Annotated in this window: 17 protein-coding genes; 10 read left to right on the top strand and 7 right to left on the bottom strand. The window is 63.3% G+C overall.

What is annotated here, in order from left to right:
* Positions 1 to 21: 21 nt before the first annotated feature.
* Positions 22 to 1977 carry a methyl-accepting chemotaxis protein gene (locus tag AWB70_RS14400; protein ID WP_053571446.1) on the top strand — a complete coding sequence of 652 codons (1956 nt, stop codon included), beginning with the start codon at positions 22 to 24 and terminating at the stop codon, positions 1975 to 1977.
* 16 nt (positions 1978 to 1993) lie between these two features.
* Here AWB70_RS14400 and AWB70_RS14395 read toward each other — a convergent pair whose 3' ends face one another.
* Together AWB70_RS14395 and AWB70_RS14390 are read right to left on the bottom strand one after the other, a co-directional pair.
* Positions 1994 to 2302, bottom strand: a complete 309-nt coding sequence (locus AWB70_RS14395) for a non-heme iron oxygenase ferredoxin subunit (RefSeq protein WP_014252466.1) — start codon at positions 2300 to 2302, stop codon at positions 1994 to 1996.
* 10 nt (positions 2303 to 2312) lie between these two features.
* A complete protein-coding gene (locus AWB70_RS14390) occupies positions 2313 to 3392 on the bottom strand; it encodes a fatty acid desaturase family protein (protein ID WP_053571447.1) in 1080 nt (359 codons plus the stop codon).
* 145 nt (positions 3393 to 3537) lie between these two features.
* Between AWB70_RS14390 and AWB70_RS14385 the strand changes: the two genes are divergently transcribed.
* The 3 genes from AWB70_RS14385 to AWB70_RS14375 all read left to right on the top strand — a co-directional run bounded on the left by AWB70_RS14385 (position 3538) and on the right by AWB70_RS14375 (position 6257).
* Positions 3538 to 4590, top strand: a complete 1053-nt coding sequence (locus tag AWB70_RS14385) for a LacI family DNA-binding transcriptional regulator (RefSeq protein ID WP_053571448.1) — start codon at positions 3538 to 3540, stop codon at positions 4588 to 4590.
* Positions 4591 to 4673: 83 nt separating this feature from the next.
* Positions 4674 to 4898, top strand: coding sequence for a hypothetical protein (locus AWB70_RS14380; protein ID WP_053571449.1), 225 nt, complete (start codon positions 4674 to 4676; stop codon positions 4896 to 4898).
* A gap of 276 nt (positions 4899 to 5174) precedes the next feature.
* Positions 5175 to 6257, top strand: a complete 1083-nt coding sequence (locus AWB70_RS14375) for a glycosyltransferase family 2 protein (protein ID WP_053571450.1) — start codon at positions 5175 to 5177, stop codon at positions 6255 to 6257.
* A gap of 13 nt (positions 6258 to 6270) precedes the next feature.
* On the opposite strand, the gene AWB70_RS14370 is transcribed toward AWB70_RS14375, so the two are convergent.
* The gene (locus AWB70_RS14370) at positions 6271 to 6906 is read right to left on the bottom strand and encodes a TetR/AcrR family transcriptional regulator (protein ID WP_041733414.1); all 636 of its coding nucleotides are present in this window, start codon (positions 6904 to 6906) and stop codon (positions 6271 to 6273) included.
* A gap of 112 nt (positions 6907 to 7018) precedes the next feature.
* Here AWB70_RS14370 and AWB70_RS14365 point away from each other — a divergent pair, with 112 nt between their 5' ends.
* Both AWB70_RS14365 and AWB70_RS14360 read left to right on the top strand, forming a co-directional pair.
* The gene (locus AWB70_RS14365) at positions 7019 to 7858 is read left to right on the top strand and encodes an NAD(P)H-binding protein (protein WP_053571451.1); all 840 of its coding nucleotides are present in this window, start codon (positions 7019 to 7021) and stop codon (positions 7856 to 7858) included.
* A 41-nt stretch (positions 7859 to 7899) separates the two neighbouring features.
* On the top strand, positions 7900 to 8157 hold the full coding sequence (locus AWB70_RS14360) for a hypothetical protein (RefSeq protein ID WP_014252472.1): 258 nt from the start codon (positions 7900 to 7902) through the stop codon (positions 8155 to 8157).
* A gap of 15 nt (positions 8158 to 8172) precedes the next feature.
* Here AWB70_RS14360 and AWB70_RS14355 read toward each other — a convergent pair whose 3' ends face one another.
* Positions 8173 to 9546, bottom strand: coding sequence for an HdeD family acid-resistance protein (locus AWB70_RS14355; protein WP_053571452.1), 1374 nt, complete (start codon positions 9544 to 9546; stop codon positions 8173 to 8175).
* A gap of 123 nt (positions 9547 to 9669) precedes the next feature.
* Between AWB70_RS14355 and AWB70_RS14350 the strand changes: the two genes are divergently transcribed.
* On the top strand, positions 9670 to 10254 hold the full coding sequence (locus tag AWB70_RS14350) for a DUF1349 domain-containing protein (protein ID WP_053571453.1): 585 nt from the start codon (positions 9670 to 9672) through the stop codon (positions 10252 to 10254).
* A gap of 114 nt (positions 10255 to 10368) precedes the next feature.
* On the opposite strand, the gene AWB70_RS14345 is transcribed toward AWB70_RS14350, so the two are convergent.
* Positions 10369 to 11157: an aldolase gene (locus AWB70_RS14345; RefSeq protein ID WP_053571454.1), complete on the bottom strand. Its 789-nt coding sequence runs from the start codon at positions 11155 to 11157 to the stop codon at positions 10369 to 10371.
* A gap of 248 nt (positions 11158 to 11405) precedes the next feature.
* Between AWB70_RS14345 and AWB70_RS14340 the strand changes: the two genes are divergently transcribed.
* Both AWB70_RS14340 and AWB70_RS14335 read left to right on the top strand, forming a co-directional pair.
* On the top strand, positions 11406 to 11609 hold the full coding sequence (locus AWB70_RS14340; RefSeq protein ID WP_008347993.1) for a cold-shock protein: 204 nt from the start codon (positions 11406 to 11408) through the stop codon (positions 11607 to 11609).
* Between the two features lie 345 nt (positions 11610 to 11954).
* Positions 11955 to 12305, top strand: coding sequence for a hypothetical protein (locus tag AWB70_RS14335; protein ID WP_233390058.1), 351 nt, complete (start codon positions 11955 to 11957; stop codon positions 12303 to 12305).
* 207 nt (positions 12306 to 12512) lie between these two features.
* Here the strand turns inward: AWB70_RS14335 and AWB70_RS14330 are convergent, their stop codons facing one another.
* Positions 12513 to 13280: a sulfite exporter TauE/SafE family protein gene (locus AWB70_RS14330; protein WP_053571456.1), complete on the bottom strand. Its 768-nt coding sequence runs from the start codon at positions 13278 to 13280 to the stop codon at positions 12513 to 12515.
* A gap of 82 nt (positions 13281 to 13362) precedes the next feature.
* On the opposite strand from AWB70_RS14330, the gene AWB70_RS14325 reads away from it, so the two are divergent.
* Positions 13363 to 14253 carry a LysR substrate-binding domain-containing protein gene (locus AWB70_RS14325; RefSeq protein ID WP_045461008.1) on the top strand — a complete coding sequence of 297 codons (891 nt, stop codon included), beginning with the start codon at positions 13363 to 13365 and terminating at the stop codon, positions 14251 to 14253.
* Here AWB70_RS14325 and ppk2 read toward each other — a convergent pair.
* Positions 14250 to 15341 carry a polyphosphate kinase 2 gene (gene ppk2, locus AWB70_RS14320; RefSeq protein WP_053571457.1) on the bottom strand — a complete coding sequence of 364 codons (1092 nt, stop codon included), beginning with the start codon at positions 15339 to 15341 and terminating at the stop codon, positions 14250 to 14252. The genes AWB70_RS14325 and ppk2 overlap by 4 nt on opposite strands.
* Between the last annotated feature and the right edge of the window lie 35 nt (positions 15342 to 15376).

Below are 15376 nucleotides of genomic sequence, written 5' to 3'. Positions count from 1 at the left end.
CTTATCGTTCAGTCATTCCCCATGCCTCGTAATACTCTGGCCCGCATGAACGTCGGGACCAAATTCGCCGTGCTCGCGTGCGCGCTCACGGCCGTCGTCGTCGCCTTTTTCACCGTCGCCGTCACGCAGAGCGCGGGCGAGCAAGTCGACGCGCATGCACTCGCGCGCGTCGAAAGCGAGAATCGCTCGATCGCGACGATGATCGGTTTATTCGACAAGGCGGTCAGCGCCGAAGTCACGCGCTTCACGACGATCTTCGCGCATCGCCTGCCCTCGACCTTCACGCTCGACGAGACGCGCACCGTCGACGTCGGCGGCGTGGCGGCGCCGATCTTCGTCGCCGGCGACAAGCCGCTGAACAACGACTTCGCGATTCCGGATGCGTTTCTCGAAGAGAGCGGCGCGATCGCGACGATCTTCGCCCGCACCGGCGACGACTTCGTGCGCGTAACGACCTCGCTCAAGAAGCAAGACGGCACGCGCGCCATCGGCACGCTGCTCGATCGCAAGGGCCCCGCCTATGCACCGATGATGGCCGGCAAGTCGTATATCGGCATCGCGGCGCTCTTCGGCAAGCAGTACATCACCGAGTACCGCCCCGTCACGGATGCATCGGGCCGCGTGATCGGTGCGCTTTTCGTGGGCGTGGACGTGGGTTCCGAACTCGCCGCGCTGCAAGACGGCATCGCGAAGCTCGTGATCGGCGCGAGCGGCTATCACTTCGTCGTCGATGCATCGAACGGCGCGAATCGCGGCAAGCTGCTGGTGCATCCGGGCTCGAAAGGCGAGCTCGCCGACGAACGCGTCGCGCCCTTCAAACAGATGCTCGACTCGCGTGAAGGCAAGCTCGCGTTCGACGGCGCGGATATCGCGGGCGCCGATGCGCGCGTGCACGGCGGCATGAAGGAAATCGTCTATATGTCGGTGCCGCAGTGGCAATGGATGATCGGCGGCATCGCGTATCGCGACGAACTGCTCGCCGACGTCCACGCGAGCCGCAACCGCTTTCTGATGCTCGGGCTCGCGGTCGTGGCGCTGCTCGTCGGCGTGCTGCTGTATGCGGTGACGAAGCTCGTCGGCCGTCCGATCGATGACATCACGCGCGCTTCCGAACGCATCGCCGCGGGCGATCTCACCGTGCGCATCGACAGCGCGCGCGAAGACGATATCGGCCGCCTGATGCGTGCGATCGACGGCATCGCGCGCGGGCTCGCGCAGATCGTCGCGCAAGTGCGCAGCGCCTCGGCCGACATGAACGAAGGCACCGCGCGCATCGCATCGGGCAGCAGCGATATCGCGACGCGCATCGCCACGCAGGCGGCGAGCGTCGAGGAAACCGCCGCGAGCATGGAGGAAATCACGTCCACCGTGCAGCAAAACGCGGCGAATACGGCGCAGGCGGGCACGCTCGTCGCGTCGGCATCGACTGCGGCGCGCGCGGGTGGCGAGGCCGTGGAACGCGTGGTCGAAACGATGGGCGAGATCGATAAATCGGCGCGGCGTATTGCCGACATCACCGCGACCATCGAAGGCATCGCGTTCCAGACCAACATTCTCGCGTTGAACGCGGCGGTGGAAGCGGCGCGCGCCGGCGAGCACGGCAAGGGCTTCGCCGTGGTCGCATCGGAAGTGCGCGCGCTCGCGCAACGCAGCGCGGCGGCCGTCAAGGAAATCGAGGCATTGATCGCGGAATCGGCGTCGAAAGTCTCGCACGGCGACAAGATCGCCGAGCAAGCGAGCGGCACGATGAACGGCATCGTCGAGCGCGTCTCGCGCGTGAATGCGATCGTCGATGAAATCGGCGTCGCGTCGCGCGAACAGGCGAGCGGCATCGAGCAGGTGAACAGCGCGGTCATGCTGATCGGTGAGGCGACGCAACAGAACGCGGCGCTCGTCGGTGAAGCGGAACATGCCACGGCCGAGTTGCGCGATCAGGCCGAGCGTCTCGCGCGCGCCGTCAGCATCTTCCGCGTATGACGCATCGATCGCGCTTTCAGACCTCGATGAAGATGCGCCCGCCCTCCACTTTCGCCGGATAAGTCCGCAACTTTTCGCAGACGGGCGCGCATAGCGGGCGGCCGTCGCGAATATCGAAGCGTCCGTTGTGCTTCGGGCATTCGATCACGTAGTCCATCACGAAGCCTTCGCTCAAGTGAACGTGCTCGTGCGTGCACAGGCCGTCGCTCGCATACACGGCATCGTTCATCCGGTAGATCGCGAACGTGCGGCCATCGTGATCGAAGCGCATCACGTCCTCGTCTTCGATATCGTTCAATGCGGCTGCGTCGATCCATTGCGTCATGGCATTCCCTTCAGGCTTGCGTCGCGGCGGGCATGGGCCGCTCGACGTGATACGACGGATCGCGCGTCTGCCGCACGAGCGCCGGAACGATCTCCGCATACGCCGCGATCGTGCTCGCATAGGGCGGCGGCATGTCGTCCTTCACCGCTTCATGCAGACGGGGCAGCGCGTGATAAGGCACCATCGGAAACATGTGATGCTCGACGTGATAGTTCATGTTCAGATAGAGAAACCTGAACACGGGATTCATCATCACGGTGCGGCAGTTCTTGCGGTGATCGAGCACGTTTTCGGGCATGCCCGCATGCTGCGTGAGGCCGAAGAATAGATAGAGCCACGCGCCGTACAAGCTCGGCAAGCCGACATAGAGCAGTGGCAAAATCGAACGGAATACGATGCAGGCGGCGATCACGACTGCATAGATCGCAAGCCAGACGCGCGCTTCCAGAATAACTTTCGGCCATTCCGACTCGGGCACATACGTCTTTTCCTCTTCACCGATATGGCCGAACGCCGATGAAACGATCTTCGGCGCTTCACCCGCCGCATGCTTGAGCGCAAAGACGTTCAGCGCGATGCTCAGCCAGTCCGTGGGCAGCGGCACGGCGATTTCCCTGTCACGCCCGACCACGAGCGTGTCCGTATGATGGCGCGCGTGACTCCAGCGCCAGATGGTCGGGCGGCGAAACACCTGAAACGACGCGACCTGATACAGCGACTTGTTCATCCACGATGTTTTGAACGCCGTGCCGTGCCCGCTCTCGTGCCAGCGTGAATCGGCGGGGCCGCAGTACAGCGTGCCGTAAAGCAGAAATGCGGGCACCGCCCAGAGCGATTGCGCCCGCCATGCGAACCACGCCAGCACGCCCGCCGCGACGATTGCCGCGTACCAGAGCAGCGTGTCGCGCATGGCGCGTGCGTCGCTTCGTTGCATCAGGCTCTTCATGACGGGACGCGGCACCGCGCACTTGTACCACTGCGCGTTCACGAGACCAGCCGCTTTCGCGCGTTCTCCCGCGCCGCCGATCAGCCCGTAATCGCGATGCCGATCTCTCGCGCCGACGCCTTCGCCTTGCCCGGATTCCATCATTGCACCTCATTCGATGATGGGAATACATCATTGCCTGTCGATGGAACGATGATAGGAGCAAGCGCTTCGATGAGGCAACGATCGCCTGCATTTGCTATCTTTAAGCATCATCGCGCGCTTTGAAAAACCATCATTTACATCAAACATGAGCAAGCGTCCCACACTTCAGTCCGTGGCCGAGGCCGCGGGCGTCAGCCCCGCAACGGTGGACCGCGTGTTCAACGGGCGCATCAGCGTGCGTGAAGGCACCGCGCTGCGGGTGATCGAAGCGGCGGAACGCATCGGCTATCACGGCGCGGCATTGATGCGGGAACGCCTGCGCGCACAACGCGGCGAGCGCCACGAGCGATATAACCTGGGCTTTTGCTTGCAAAAGCGCGCCGATCCGTTCTATCAGACCTTCGCGCGCATTCTCACGGACGCGGCCGCGCGTCACGAACCCGAGCATTGCACCGCCGTCATCGAGTACATGGACGAACTCGATCCGGCGTCCATCGCGCGCACGCTGCTCACGCTCGGCGAAGAAGCCGACGCGCTCGGCGTGGTCGCGGTCGATCATCCGCATGTGACGGCCGCGATCGAAACGCTTCATGTCCAGGGAAAACCGACGGTCACGCTGCTGTCGGACCTCAGCGCGCCGTTGCGAGCGGGCTATATCGGCGTGGACCCGCGCAAGAGCGGACGCACGGCGGCGTGGGCCGTGAGCCGTCTCACGCATCGCAACGAGGGCACGGTGGGCGTGTTTGTCGGCACCCCCCGCTATCTCGGTCAGGAAAGCTGCGAGATCAGCTTTCGTTCGTATCTGCGCGAGCATGCGCCCGGACTTCGTGTGCTCGACACGCAAATCAACCTCGAGGACAAACAGCTCGCCTATGAAGCGACCCTCGCGATGCTCGCGCGGCATGCGGATCTGGCCGGGCTCTATATTCCCGGCGGCGGCGTGGGCGGCGTCATTCGCGCGTTGCGCGAGGAAGCCGCGGGACGGCGCATCGTCACCGTATGCAGCGATCTCATGCCCGACCGGTACGAGGCGCTCGTCGAAGGCGTCATCGATCTGGTGATCGACACACCGCTTCAGCGCATCGCCGAAACGGCGATTCAGGCGATGCTGCGCGCCCTGCAGGCGCTGCCGGGCGAAAGCGCGCAGGCGAGCCAGTATCCGCTGCCGGCGCAACTCTATACGCCGGAGAACGTGTGAGCGCCGCAAAAGGCTAACGATCGTCTAATTCTTCGGGCCTAGTCTCCTTATCAAGTTCCACGCTCGTTCAAAGGAGAACCATCATGAAGAAGCTCATTGCCAGCCTGCTTGCCGCAGCCGTCATGTTGCCGATGCTGTCCTACGCGCAGCCTGACCCGAACAATGCTTCACAACCCTCCGGAAGCCGCGCGTACGACCGCGTGTACGATCGCGACTACGGCGCAAGCGGCGAAGGTTCGGTGCAAAGCGGCTGGACGACACAACCTTCTCCCCAGGCGCTGGGGCAATCGCTGTACAAGCACCATTGAACAAGCGTTCATCGGGTGTGGCACCCTGTGTCATCGGCGCGTTTTTTTGAGGCGCTAAGATAGAGGCGCTGGGAACCCCCGCCGCGAAATCGGCTCTTAGCGTTGATCCACCATCGACATGCAGGTCAGGCCGGACGACCGGGACCGGCCCTATGACTGGCATGCTCCAACAATAAGCGGGCGATCGAGCCTGCACATCCATCAGACCAATTGCATGACGACTCTTCGCCGTCAGTGTGCGAAGAGAGACCCAATCATCCGACCGGAGCGTCATCCATGCCGTTTGAGAGTGACTCCTTGAGAGACACGAGCCCGCTACTCAGCATCGTCGTGGCGGCGTACAACATCGAGGGATACATCGAGGAAGCGCTCGAATCCCTGCTTTCGCAGCCTCATATCGACGCGATCAAGATCATCGTGGTCGATGACGGCTCGCGCGACCAGACCTATGCCGCCGCGCGCGCGATCGTCGAACGCGACCGGGGCGTGCATATCGAGTTGCTGCACCAGGAAAACGCGGGCCTGAGCGCCGCGCGCAATACGGGTCTTGCCGCCGTGCGCACGCCTTATGTCGGGTTTCTCGACGGCGACGACATCTATCTGAACGGTTTCACCGAAGCGGTCGTGCCCGTGCTCGCCGAGGGCAAGTGGGATCTGGTCGAATACAACGTCAGGATCATCGACGACGACGGGCGCGAGCTCGAAGAAATCGCGCTCGTCGAACAGGGCGAACGCGGCGGGCATGCCATGAATCGCGCAACGCTGCAGCAATTCGCCGACAAGTTCCATACCTTCGCGTGGGCGCGCGTGTATCGCACCAGCCTCTTCGATGCCGCTTCGTTTCCCGTGGGACGGCATTACGAAGACGCCGCCGTGGTGCCCTCGATCTACCTTCGCGCGAGCAGTATCCATCGCATTCCAACGCCATTGATCGGTTATCGCAGGCGCTTTGGCAGCATCACGCAGACGGCGTCGCTGCGCGACGTTCGCGATCTGCGCGCAAACGGCCAGGAAGCGCTCGCGCGCTGCGAAGGCAACGAGATGGACGAGTTCTGGCTCACCGTCTTCGACAAGACATTCCGGCGGGCATGTCATGTCTGCGCGCGCGTGGATCGGGCGTCCTTCAAACAGGCATCCGAGACGCTCGAAGGAATGGCCCTCGATCATCGGCAGACGCGCGAGAAGCTCGCCGGGCGCGGCGGGCGCGAAGTCGTCGCACTCGCGCCGTTCGATCTGAACGTGCGCGCGGACCGCTCGATCCACTTCCTCAAAGGCCTCGTCAAAAAGATGTTGCGGCGCAGTCTGGATCATCATCAGCGCGAGCGGCGCACGAGCGCGTCGAATCAGTTGAGCGGCTGAGCACGCGCGCTTTTCAGGCCTCTTCGATAGCCCGCAAGCTCATTCGCTTGTAGGCGTCGACGAGAAGCGCGCCCTCGCCTCGCTTGTGCGCGACGGCGAGGCGCATCGTTTCCTCCCCCATCTGCCAGATCAGGAACGCGAGCGCATTGACGCGCTTGCTGTCCGCGCCCGGCGTCACGCGCCGGATCGCCGCCGCGAGCAGCGCGCCGCATGCCTTGCTCTCGGCAATCTCGATACTCGTCAGTTCCTTGTCCGACCGCAGGGCCGAAGAAATATCGCGCATCACGGGCTTGTCCAGCACGATCTCGTAGTACTGGTCGACGAGCGACGCGAAGGCGTCGAGCAATTGCGCCCTGTTCTGCACGGCTTCGAGCGCTTCGCGCACGCAACGGCGGCTCTCGGCCGCGTATAACCCGGCGAGCGTCCGCACGATCGCGCGCTTGTCGGGGAAATACTGATAGAGCGAGCCGATCGATATCTCCGCGAGTTCAGCGATCTCGCTCATCCTGACGTGCTCGCTGCCCTTCTCCGCAATCAATTGCTGCGCAACCTCCAGGATGCGATCGAGACGTTCGCGGCTGCGCTGCTGCGCAGGCTGCCTGCGCACCACGCTCTTTTCTCCCTTCCCGGACGGCGGCTTTTCTTGCATATCGATTCCTTTGTGCCCTGAAAGCACGCTCAAAAAACTTGACAGTCAAATGTGAGTATCTATCATGTTTAAAACGTGAGCAACTCTCACGTTTTAAACTTTGGAGACGGACATGACTCGATCGGATTTCGACAAGGCGCCCATTCTCGTTCTCGGCGCAAACGGCAAGACGGGGCGGCGCGTGGCCCAGCGGCTCGATGCAGCAGGATTTAGCGTGCGTGCGTGTGCGCGCTCGACGCAACCGCGCTTCGACTGGAACGAACGCTCGACATGGGAGGCGGCGCTCGCGGGCGTGCAGCGCGTCTATGTCACCTATCAGCCGGATCTCGCGATTCCCGGCGCGCTCGATACGGTCAGCGCATTTTTCGACACGGCGCTTGCAAACGGCACGGAGCGAATCGTGCTGCTCTCGGGACGCGGTGAAGAAGAGGCACAAGCCGCCGAAAACGCATTGCAGCGCTCGGGCGCGACGTGGACCATCCTGCGTTGCAGCTGGTTCATGCAAAACTTCAGCGAGAGCTTCCTGCTCGCCCCCATTCGCGAAGGCACGCTTGCCTTGCCCGTCGGCGATATCGCGGAGCCGTTCGTCGACGCGGAAGACATCGCCGATGCAGCCGTCGCGGCACTCACGCAACCGGGTCATGAAAACAGGCTGTACGAGCTCACGGGCCCTCGCGCGATCTCGTTCGCCGAAGCGCTCGCGTGCATCGCACACGAATCGCGGCGCGATCTGCGTCTTGCACCCGTGCCCGCCGATGCGTTTCGCGCGGGTCTGATCGAAGCGGGCGTGTCGAAGCCGGAAACCGATCTGATTCTTTACCTGTTCACGACCGTACTCGACGGCCGCAACGAAAAGCCCGCCGATGGCGTGCGTCTCGCCCTGCATCGCGAAGCGCGCTCGTTCGAGGACTATGCGCGGCGAACCGCGCAAAGCGGCGTCTGGAACGCTTGATGCAGGCGAGCGCCGCCATCGTTTCGCGGTAGACTCTGGGAATGGAACAATGTCCCTACTGTGATCGAATCCGTGACGAATGGGATTGTCACGGTCAGGAATGCCGCACCCACATCGCCCGCGCGCTGCGCAGACAGCGCATGGGACTGCCGATGGTGCCGAAGGTCATTCGCAATGAGATTCCGCCGGGCGCATCGACCGGCGAAGTGATCGCCCAGCTATCGCGCCAGCGATTGCGCGCGCGCCGCGCTAACGAAGAACGCCGCGCACGCAAGGCCGAAGACGAGCTCGATCTATAACTTCCGCAGGCCGCTTCAGACGCGCGCGGGCGGATCGGCATTCGACTCCTCGCGCCATGCGCGCCGCGATTCGCGCATCTTCGCGAGCGCCATGCGCGTCACCTTCAACCAGCCATAAGGCCGCGGGTCGGCGACCATGCTGAGCGAGCGCGCATAGTCGAGCGTGAGGCCGGGCGTCCATGCCATCGTCACGGCGCGTTTGCGCACTTGCGCGGCGACCCATAACTCCGGTGTCGCGATCATTCGAAAGAGCGCGCCCCAGCCCGCGCGCGCGCCATACAAGCGGCCCGCCGCGCCTTCGAGCGCCGCATCGAGCGCGCGCGACACGCTGCTCGAACAATTGCGGTGCGTGAGGTTATACGTCGTGTCCTCGCGATAGCTGCGCCAGAAGCTATCCAGACGAACGGGATCGTAATTGCGGATGCGCACGCGCGTCGTCGACGGGCACCACGCCTTCGATTCGATCGCATAGCTCGGTTGAAACATGCCGGGCACGTCGTTCTCGCGCGTGGCGCGCAAGAGGCGCGCGAAGTCGTCCGGTGAGCGGTCGATCTCGACTGCCGGATAAAGGCTCAAGTAAATGCCTTCCGGCGATTCGAGTGCGGCGTGTCCCGTCGAGATCACGCCATTGCGATCGACGGCCGCGATATAGCGATCGACGATCGGATGCCATTGCGTCTCCGCCTTCGACGATCCCACCGGCGTCCATACATGCACGGTCAACGCGGGTTCATCGTCGGCGGGCGGGCCGTCCCATTCGCGCGTGCGCGGTTCCAGATGCGCGCCTGTTTCGCTCGCGGCTTCCGCGCTTCTGTCGCCCCATACGGCCGGATTGCTCGTCAGCTTGCGCACGCGCGTTGCGATCAGCATCAGGTTCCATCCGGCGAAGATGAAGAATGCGCCGATGCAATAAGGCACCGTGCCTTTGTAATGCGTCGGATACGGCTGGATCATGAAGATGCCGATGAGCATTTCGAAGATGGCAAAGCCGAGCGCCACGCGATAGCGCCGGTATCGCACGACGAGCGCCGAGGTTGCCTGCAAGAGACCGTCGAACAGAAACGCGAGGCCGATCAGTATCGAAAGAACGAAGTGGCCGTGATGATTCCCTTCGAAGATCAGCGCCGCCGTGAGCACGAACGCGATGCCTTTCGCGTAGCGCAGCCTGCGCTGCCCGCCGACGCCGGCCCACGCGACGGCAAGCGTGAGCGCGCCCTCGATCAGCAGCAGCCAGCCGACGAAGGCGATCGGAAAGCCGAGCGCGCCGTCGAGCGCATCCGCAAACACGCCGATGCCGACGACCAGAAGCAGGCAGCCCGCCACCATGAGGCTGCGCCAGCGATTGCGCAAGTAGTCCACGCCCAGCAGGATCATCATCAGCTTGACCATCGTGCTTCCTCTTCGCGAAAGGACGATACATGGTAGTGCAGCGGCGCATCGAGATTTTCGTACGATCATACGCATGAACGCGCTATGACATACTTGCCCTGCCCCTCACGCGACGAAGACGCCATGTTCGATCAATGCCAGTGGATCAACGAGCCCGCGCAATGGCGCGTCGAACATGACACGCTCTTCGTCGCCACCGGCGCGAACACGGACTTCTGGCGCAAGACACACTACGGCTTCGTGCGCGACAGCGGACACGTCTTCGCGGCGAGCGTGAATGGCGATTTCACCGCCGAAGTGACGGTCGATGGCGATTTCTCCGCGCTCTACGATCAGGCCGGCCTGATGGTGCGTGAAAGCGAAGCACGCTGGGTCAAGGCCGGCGCCGAATACAACGATGGCGCGCTGACCTTCAGCACCGTCCTGACAAACGAACTCTCCGACTGGTCGCTCGGATCGCGTGCCGGCGCGAACCGCTTTCGCGTGCGCATGACGATCGCGGAGGGCGTGCTGAAAGTGCAATGCAGCGCCGATGAACACACCTGGACGCTCATGCGCCTCGCGCCATTCGCCGCAAGCCGCGCCGACGCGCGCTGGCTCGTCGGCCCGATGTGCTGCACGCCCGAGCGCGGCGGCCTCGACGTGCGCTTCTCGGACTTCAGGATCGGACCGCCCATCGTCAGGGACTTGCACGATATCTCGATGTAAGGCGGCGCGTCCGGGTCGATCTGGCGTATTTTTATTCGGCTTCCTTATCAATACTTGCAGCAGACGGATATGGGAAAGCGAGGGTGGATCAGGCGCATCCTCCCCCGCAAGTAATCACGCTTCAAAATCGATTCCCCGCGCGCGCAACTGGCGCATCCCGCTCTCCAGATGCGCCCGCGCGCTTTCGGCATCGCCCGCGCGCATCTGTTCATAGGTCCGCTGCGCGATTTCGTGCGGCACCGGCTTGAGCGGCCGGTTCGCGCTCATCGCGCGCAATTGCACTTCCGCCGCGCGCTCCAGATAGTAGAGATCGTCCCATGCTTCGGCGATGCTCCCGCCCGCGACCATCACGCCGTGATTCTTGAGGAAGAGAATATCGGCGTCGCCCATCGCGCTGGCGATGCGGTCGCCTTCGGCGTCGTCGAGCGCCAGGCCGTTGTATTGCTCGTCCACCGCCGTTCGGCCATAAAACTTCAATGCGGTCTGCCCGAGCCACAAGAGCGGCGGACCTTCGAAGAGGCATAGCGCGGTCGCGTTCGGCATATGCGTGTGAAAAGCCGCCTTTACGCGAGGCATCAGCTTGTGCAGGCGCGCGTGAATATAGAACGCGGTCGCTTCGGGCTTGCCTTCGCCCTCGATGACATTGCCGTCGAAATCGCAGATCAAAAGACGCGACGCCGTCATCTCGCTGAACGCATAACCATAGGGATTCACGAGAAAGAGATCGTCATGGCCCGGCACCACGGCCGAGAAATGATTGCAGACGCCCTCCTCGTAACCGTAAAGCGACGCGAGCCGAAAACAGGCCGCAAGTTCGCGGCGCGTTTGCGCGATCTCCGGCGTGTCGAGCCGCACGGGTTCGGATGTCATGCGTTGCCGGGCGCTGGAAAGCGTATGTGCCATGTTAGGATGCCTTTTGTCGTTTGGCTGACTGATTTGTCGAGGATAATCGATCGGCCAGGCGAAGTAAGTCCGATCAAAAAACATTCCGCGCGGTCGGGCATTCGAGCTCGCGAGTATGACGTGCTTATGTCTCGTCTCTTAGCAAAAACGCTTATTTGAACTCGGCGTTCTGGCATGGTAAAACTCTATGCCGCTCGACAATTCGAAGCGCAACTTCAACGAAATTCGGCTCAAAGGGTTTGGAAAAAATGGCAACAGGTACGGTCAAGTGGTTCAACGATGCAAAGGGTTTTGGTTTCATCACGCCGGACGACGGCGGTGAAGACCTGTTTGCACATTTCTCCGAAATCCAGTCCAAGGGTTTCAAGTCGCTCCAGGAGAACCAGAAGGTGAGCTTCGAAGTCAAGCAAGGCCCGAAGGGCAAGCAAGCTTCGACGATCCAGCCGCTGTAAGTCAGGCGCACTCGCCTATGGCACGAAACGGCCCGAATGGGCCGTTTTGCATTGCTGCGATAAAAAGGCAAAACGTGAATTCGTTTTTCCGATAGCTTTTTTGCTGCGGATCGGCGTTTTAAGTAATCGATACACTCCAGAGCTTATTCAATGCCGCTCTGTTTGCGCACGCAAATATTTCCTCTTATTCGTGTGAACCCGGCTAGCAATCGGAAAAAATGCCGCGCATTGGTCCGGCAAAAAACAAAAGCATTGCTCGTCTCGCTCTGGTTTCTCGGTTGCGAGGCGCATGCGCAATCGTTTGCGGTCAACACCAAAGCGGCGCGCTTCGTCACCGACGTCGTCATGAACGACTTTCACACGGCGCAGGCGGGTGGAGGTTATGTCTTTTCCTACGACAGCCACGAAACCGAAGCGTCCCTCTCGAACAAGCTCGGCCGCTGGTTTTCGGGCACCGATCCGCAGGCGCTCGTCATGGAAGCCGCCGAGAAACAGGTGCTCTTCGGCTTTTACTGGGCGGCGAGCATGATGCCCGCCAGTTCGCCGTGCTTCCACGACATCGGCGATCCGGCTTGCGGCGAAGATCTGTCGAAGTGGATGGCGCGCGAGATCGACGACGACCCGCGCTTCATCCGTGCTTACGAGTCCGCGCGAAAGCCGCTCGGCCTGCCGCCGCTCGAACGCACCGCGCACTGAACGCCGCGCGCACGCGACGCTCGCGATGCACGCATCGGCGAAAACACGCCACGCGCCCGGGCGCGACAGGCGCCTCCTCCGCGCCAGTCTCGTGCGGCTCGCGCAACAGCATGATCTTCGCCACGACGCTCGCGAGCAGCGACAGCGCGCCAAGGGTTTCGAGCAAGGCCGGAAACATGAGGGTCTCCCTGAACGTCGATACGCGCGTCATCGATGCGACAGCATCGGCCCGTAAGTCTTCACGAAAAAAGCGACCGTAATGCCGGCGCTGACAACCAACGTGCCCGCGCGTATCCACTGCGGCGGCGCGCGCCGGCCGATTTGCGCCCCGCCATATCCACCCGCGATGGCCGCGACGAGCATCGCGATCGTTTCCGGCCAGCGCACCGCCTGCGCCGCCGCGAAGGTCAGCACCGCGACCGAGTTGGCCGCGCTCACGAGCAGCGTGCGTGGCGCGTTCAGGCTTTTCAGGTCGCGCGCGTCGAGCAGGCCCCAGACGGCCATCATCATGATGCCCACCGCGCCGCCGAAGTAGCCGCCGTACACCCCGAGCGCGAACTGGATCGACAGGACGGCTCCCGCGCCGATACGCCAGCGCCGCCGCAGCGCCTCGCCCAGTTTGCGGCCGAATGCAAGGGTGAAACTCGCGCACAGCAGCAGCCACGGCAGCACGAAGGAAAATGTTTTCGACGAGGTAGACAGCAAGAGCGCCGCGCCGACGAACCCGCCGACGAGCGTCGTAACGAGCATCTTGCGGATCGACACGGAGCCGACCGGACCGAGCCCGTCGCGATACGCCCACGCGCTCACCACGCCGCCGGGAAACAGCGCGACGGTGCTCGAAGCGTTCGCCTGAACCGGTGGCAAGCCGGCGGCGATCATCGCGGGCAGGCTCACGAACGAGCCGCCGCCCGCCAGCGCGTTCATCGCGCCCGCGAGAAATCCCGCGCCTGTGACCAGAATAAGGGGTTCCATGCGACAGATGCTAACGACGCGGCCTGCCGCTTACAATCTGGCATTTCCAATGCGAGGCTTCGGGAAAACCGAAAGAAGCGGCATGCGATTCGATCTCACCGACATGCGCCTCTTCCTGACCGTGGTCGAGCGCGGCAGCATCACGGCGGGCGCGCAGGCGATGCATCTCGCGCTGGCCTCCGCGAGCGAACGCATTGCGGGGATGGAAGCCGCGCTCGGCGCGCCCCTCCTGGAGCGCAACCGGCGCGGCGTGCAGGCGACCGCCGCGGGCGACGCCTTCGTGCGCCACGCGCGCGCGATACTCGGCCAGGTCGAGCAGATGCGCGGCGAACTGCGCTCCTTCGCGACCGGCCTCAAAGGCCGCATCCGGCTGATGTCGAACACGGCCGCGCTCGCCGCTTTTCTGCCGCCGAGACTCACGCAATTTCTCGCGGCTTTTCCGGATCTTTCGATCGATCTCGACGAGCGCCCGAGCGTGGAGATCGTGCAGGCGATCGCCGAGGGCCGCGCGGATCTGGGCGTGGTGTCGGACACGGCGGACCTCGGACGGCTTCAGACGCATCTGCTCGCCCAGGATCAGCTCGTGGTCGTGGCGAACCGCGCCCATCGGATCGCGGGGCAAAGCGCGGTAGCGTTCGCGGATATTCTGGGCGAGGCGTTCGTCGGGTTATCGGATGCCGCGCTCGAAATGCATCTGGCCGAGCGCGCGTCGCGGCTTGGCAGGCAGATCGGCTATCGAATCCGAATGCGCAGCATCGACAATCTCGGCATGCTGGTGGAAGCGGGCATCGGGCTCGTGATCTTGTCGGAAGCGTCGGCGCGCATGCTCGAACGGCCGGAACTGGCGATCCTGCCGCTCTCCGAGCCGTGGGCGATGCGCCGTCTGCATCTGTGCGCACGCGATTTCGACGCGCTGACGCCGCACGCGCGCCTGCTCGCTCACGCGTTGACCGAAGGCGTGAGCGCCGCCTAAAACGGCCGTCCGACGATAAACGGATCGACCGCGCCAACCGACTTCAGATCGCGATTCGCGTAGGGCAGCCGGTGCAGCACGTAGCGCATGGCGTTCAGACGCGCGCGCTTCTTGCAATCGGAGCGCACGACGGTCCAGGGTGTGTCGGCGCTGTCGGTATGCGCGAACATCGCTTCCTTGGCTTCGGTGTAGGCGTCCCACTTGTCGAGCGAGGCCAGATCGACCGGGCTCAGCTTCCACTGCTTGAGCGGATGAATCTCGCGCTCCTTGAAGCGGCGCCGCTGTTCGGCGCGGCTAACCGAAAACCATAGCTTGATGACGTGCGTGCCGCTCGTGGACAGATGCCGTTCGAACGCGGGCACCTGCTGCATGAAATGGTCGTACTCGCCCGGGGTGCAGAAGCCCATCACGCGCTCCACGCCGGCGCGGTTGTACCACGAACGATCGAAGAGAACGATCTCGCCCGCGGTCGGCAGGTGTTCGACGTAGCGCTGGAAATACCACTGGCCGCGCTCGCGCTCGCTCGGCTTTTCGAGCGCGACCACGCGCGCACCACGCGGATTCAGGTGCTCCATGAAGCGTTTGATGGCGCCGCCCTTGCCCGCCGCGTCACGTCCTTCGAAAACAATCACCACACGCTGGCCGGTGTCTCGCACCCACGCCTGCAGCTTCAGCAACTCGACCTGAAGACGATATTTCTGTTTCTCGTACGCGCGCCGCGACATCAGATGACGATACGGATAGCCGCCTTCGCGCCAGGACGGCGATAGCTCGTCGTCGGGGTCGAGCGCGCCGCTGGCCGAGCGCAGCACGGTGTCGCCATCGAAAAGATGGGCGCGCAGCACGGCGATTTCGTCAGGCGACATACCGCCGATCAGCGTTTTCACGCTATCGACGATCGATTCCGCGCCTTCCTGCTCCCGCGCGTCGAGCCGGCCGAGTATGTGATCGACGCTGTTCGTCAGCAGGCCGTGCGCCGCCTCGAACGCGCGACGCGTTTCTTCACGTTCGATGTCGGCCGCCGCCGTGCGAGCGGCGAGATTGTCGTTTTTCGCTTCGGCGGCATCGTCCGGTGTTATCAGCTTCATCGGTTCCTCTTGGTTGTTGCGCGTGCGGCTACCTC

It is taken from the genome of Caballeronia cordobensis, assembly GCF_001544575.2.
Lineage (GTDB): Bacteria > Pseudomonadota > Gammaproteobacteria > Burkholderiales > Burkholderiaceae > Caballeronia > Caballeronia cordobensis.
The sequence above is the reverse complement of the archived record's forward strand: the minus strand, read 5'-3'. Positions and strand labels throughout refer to the sequence as shown.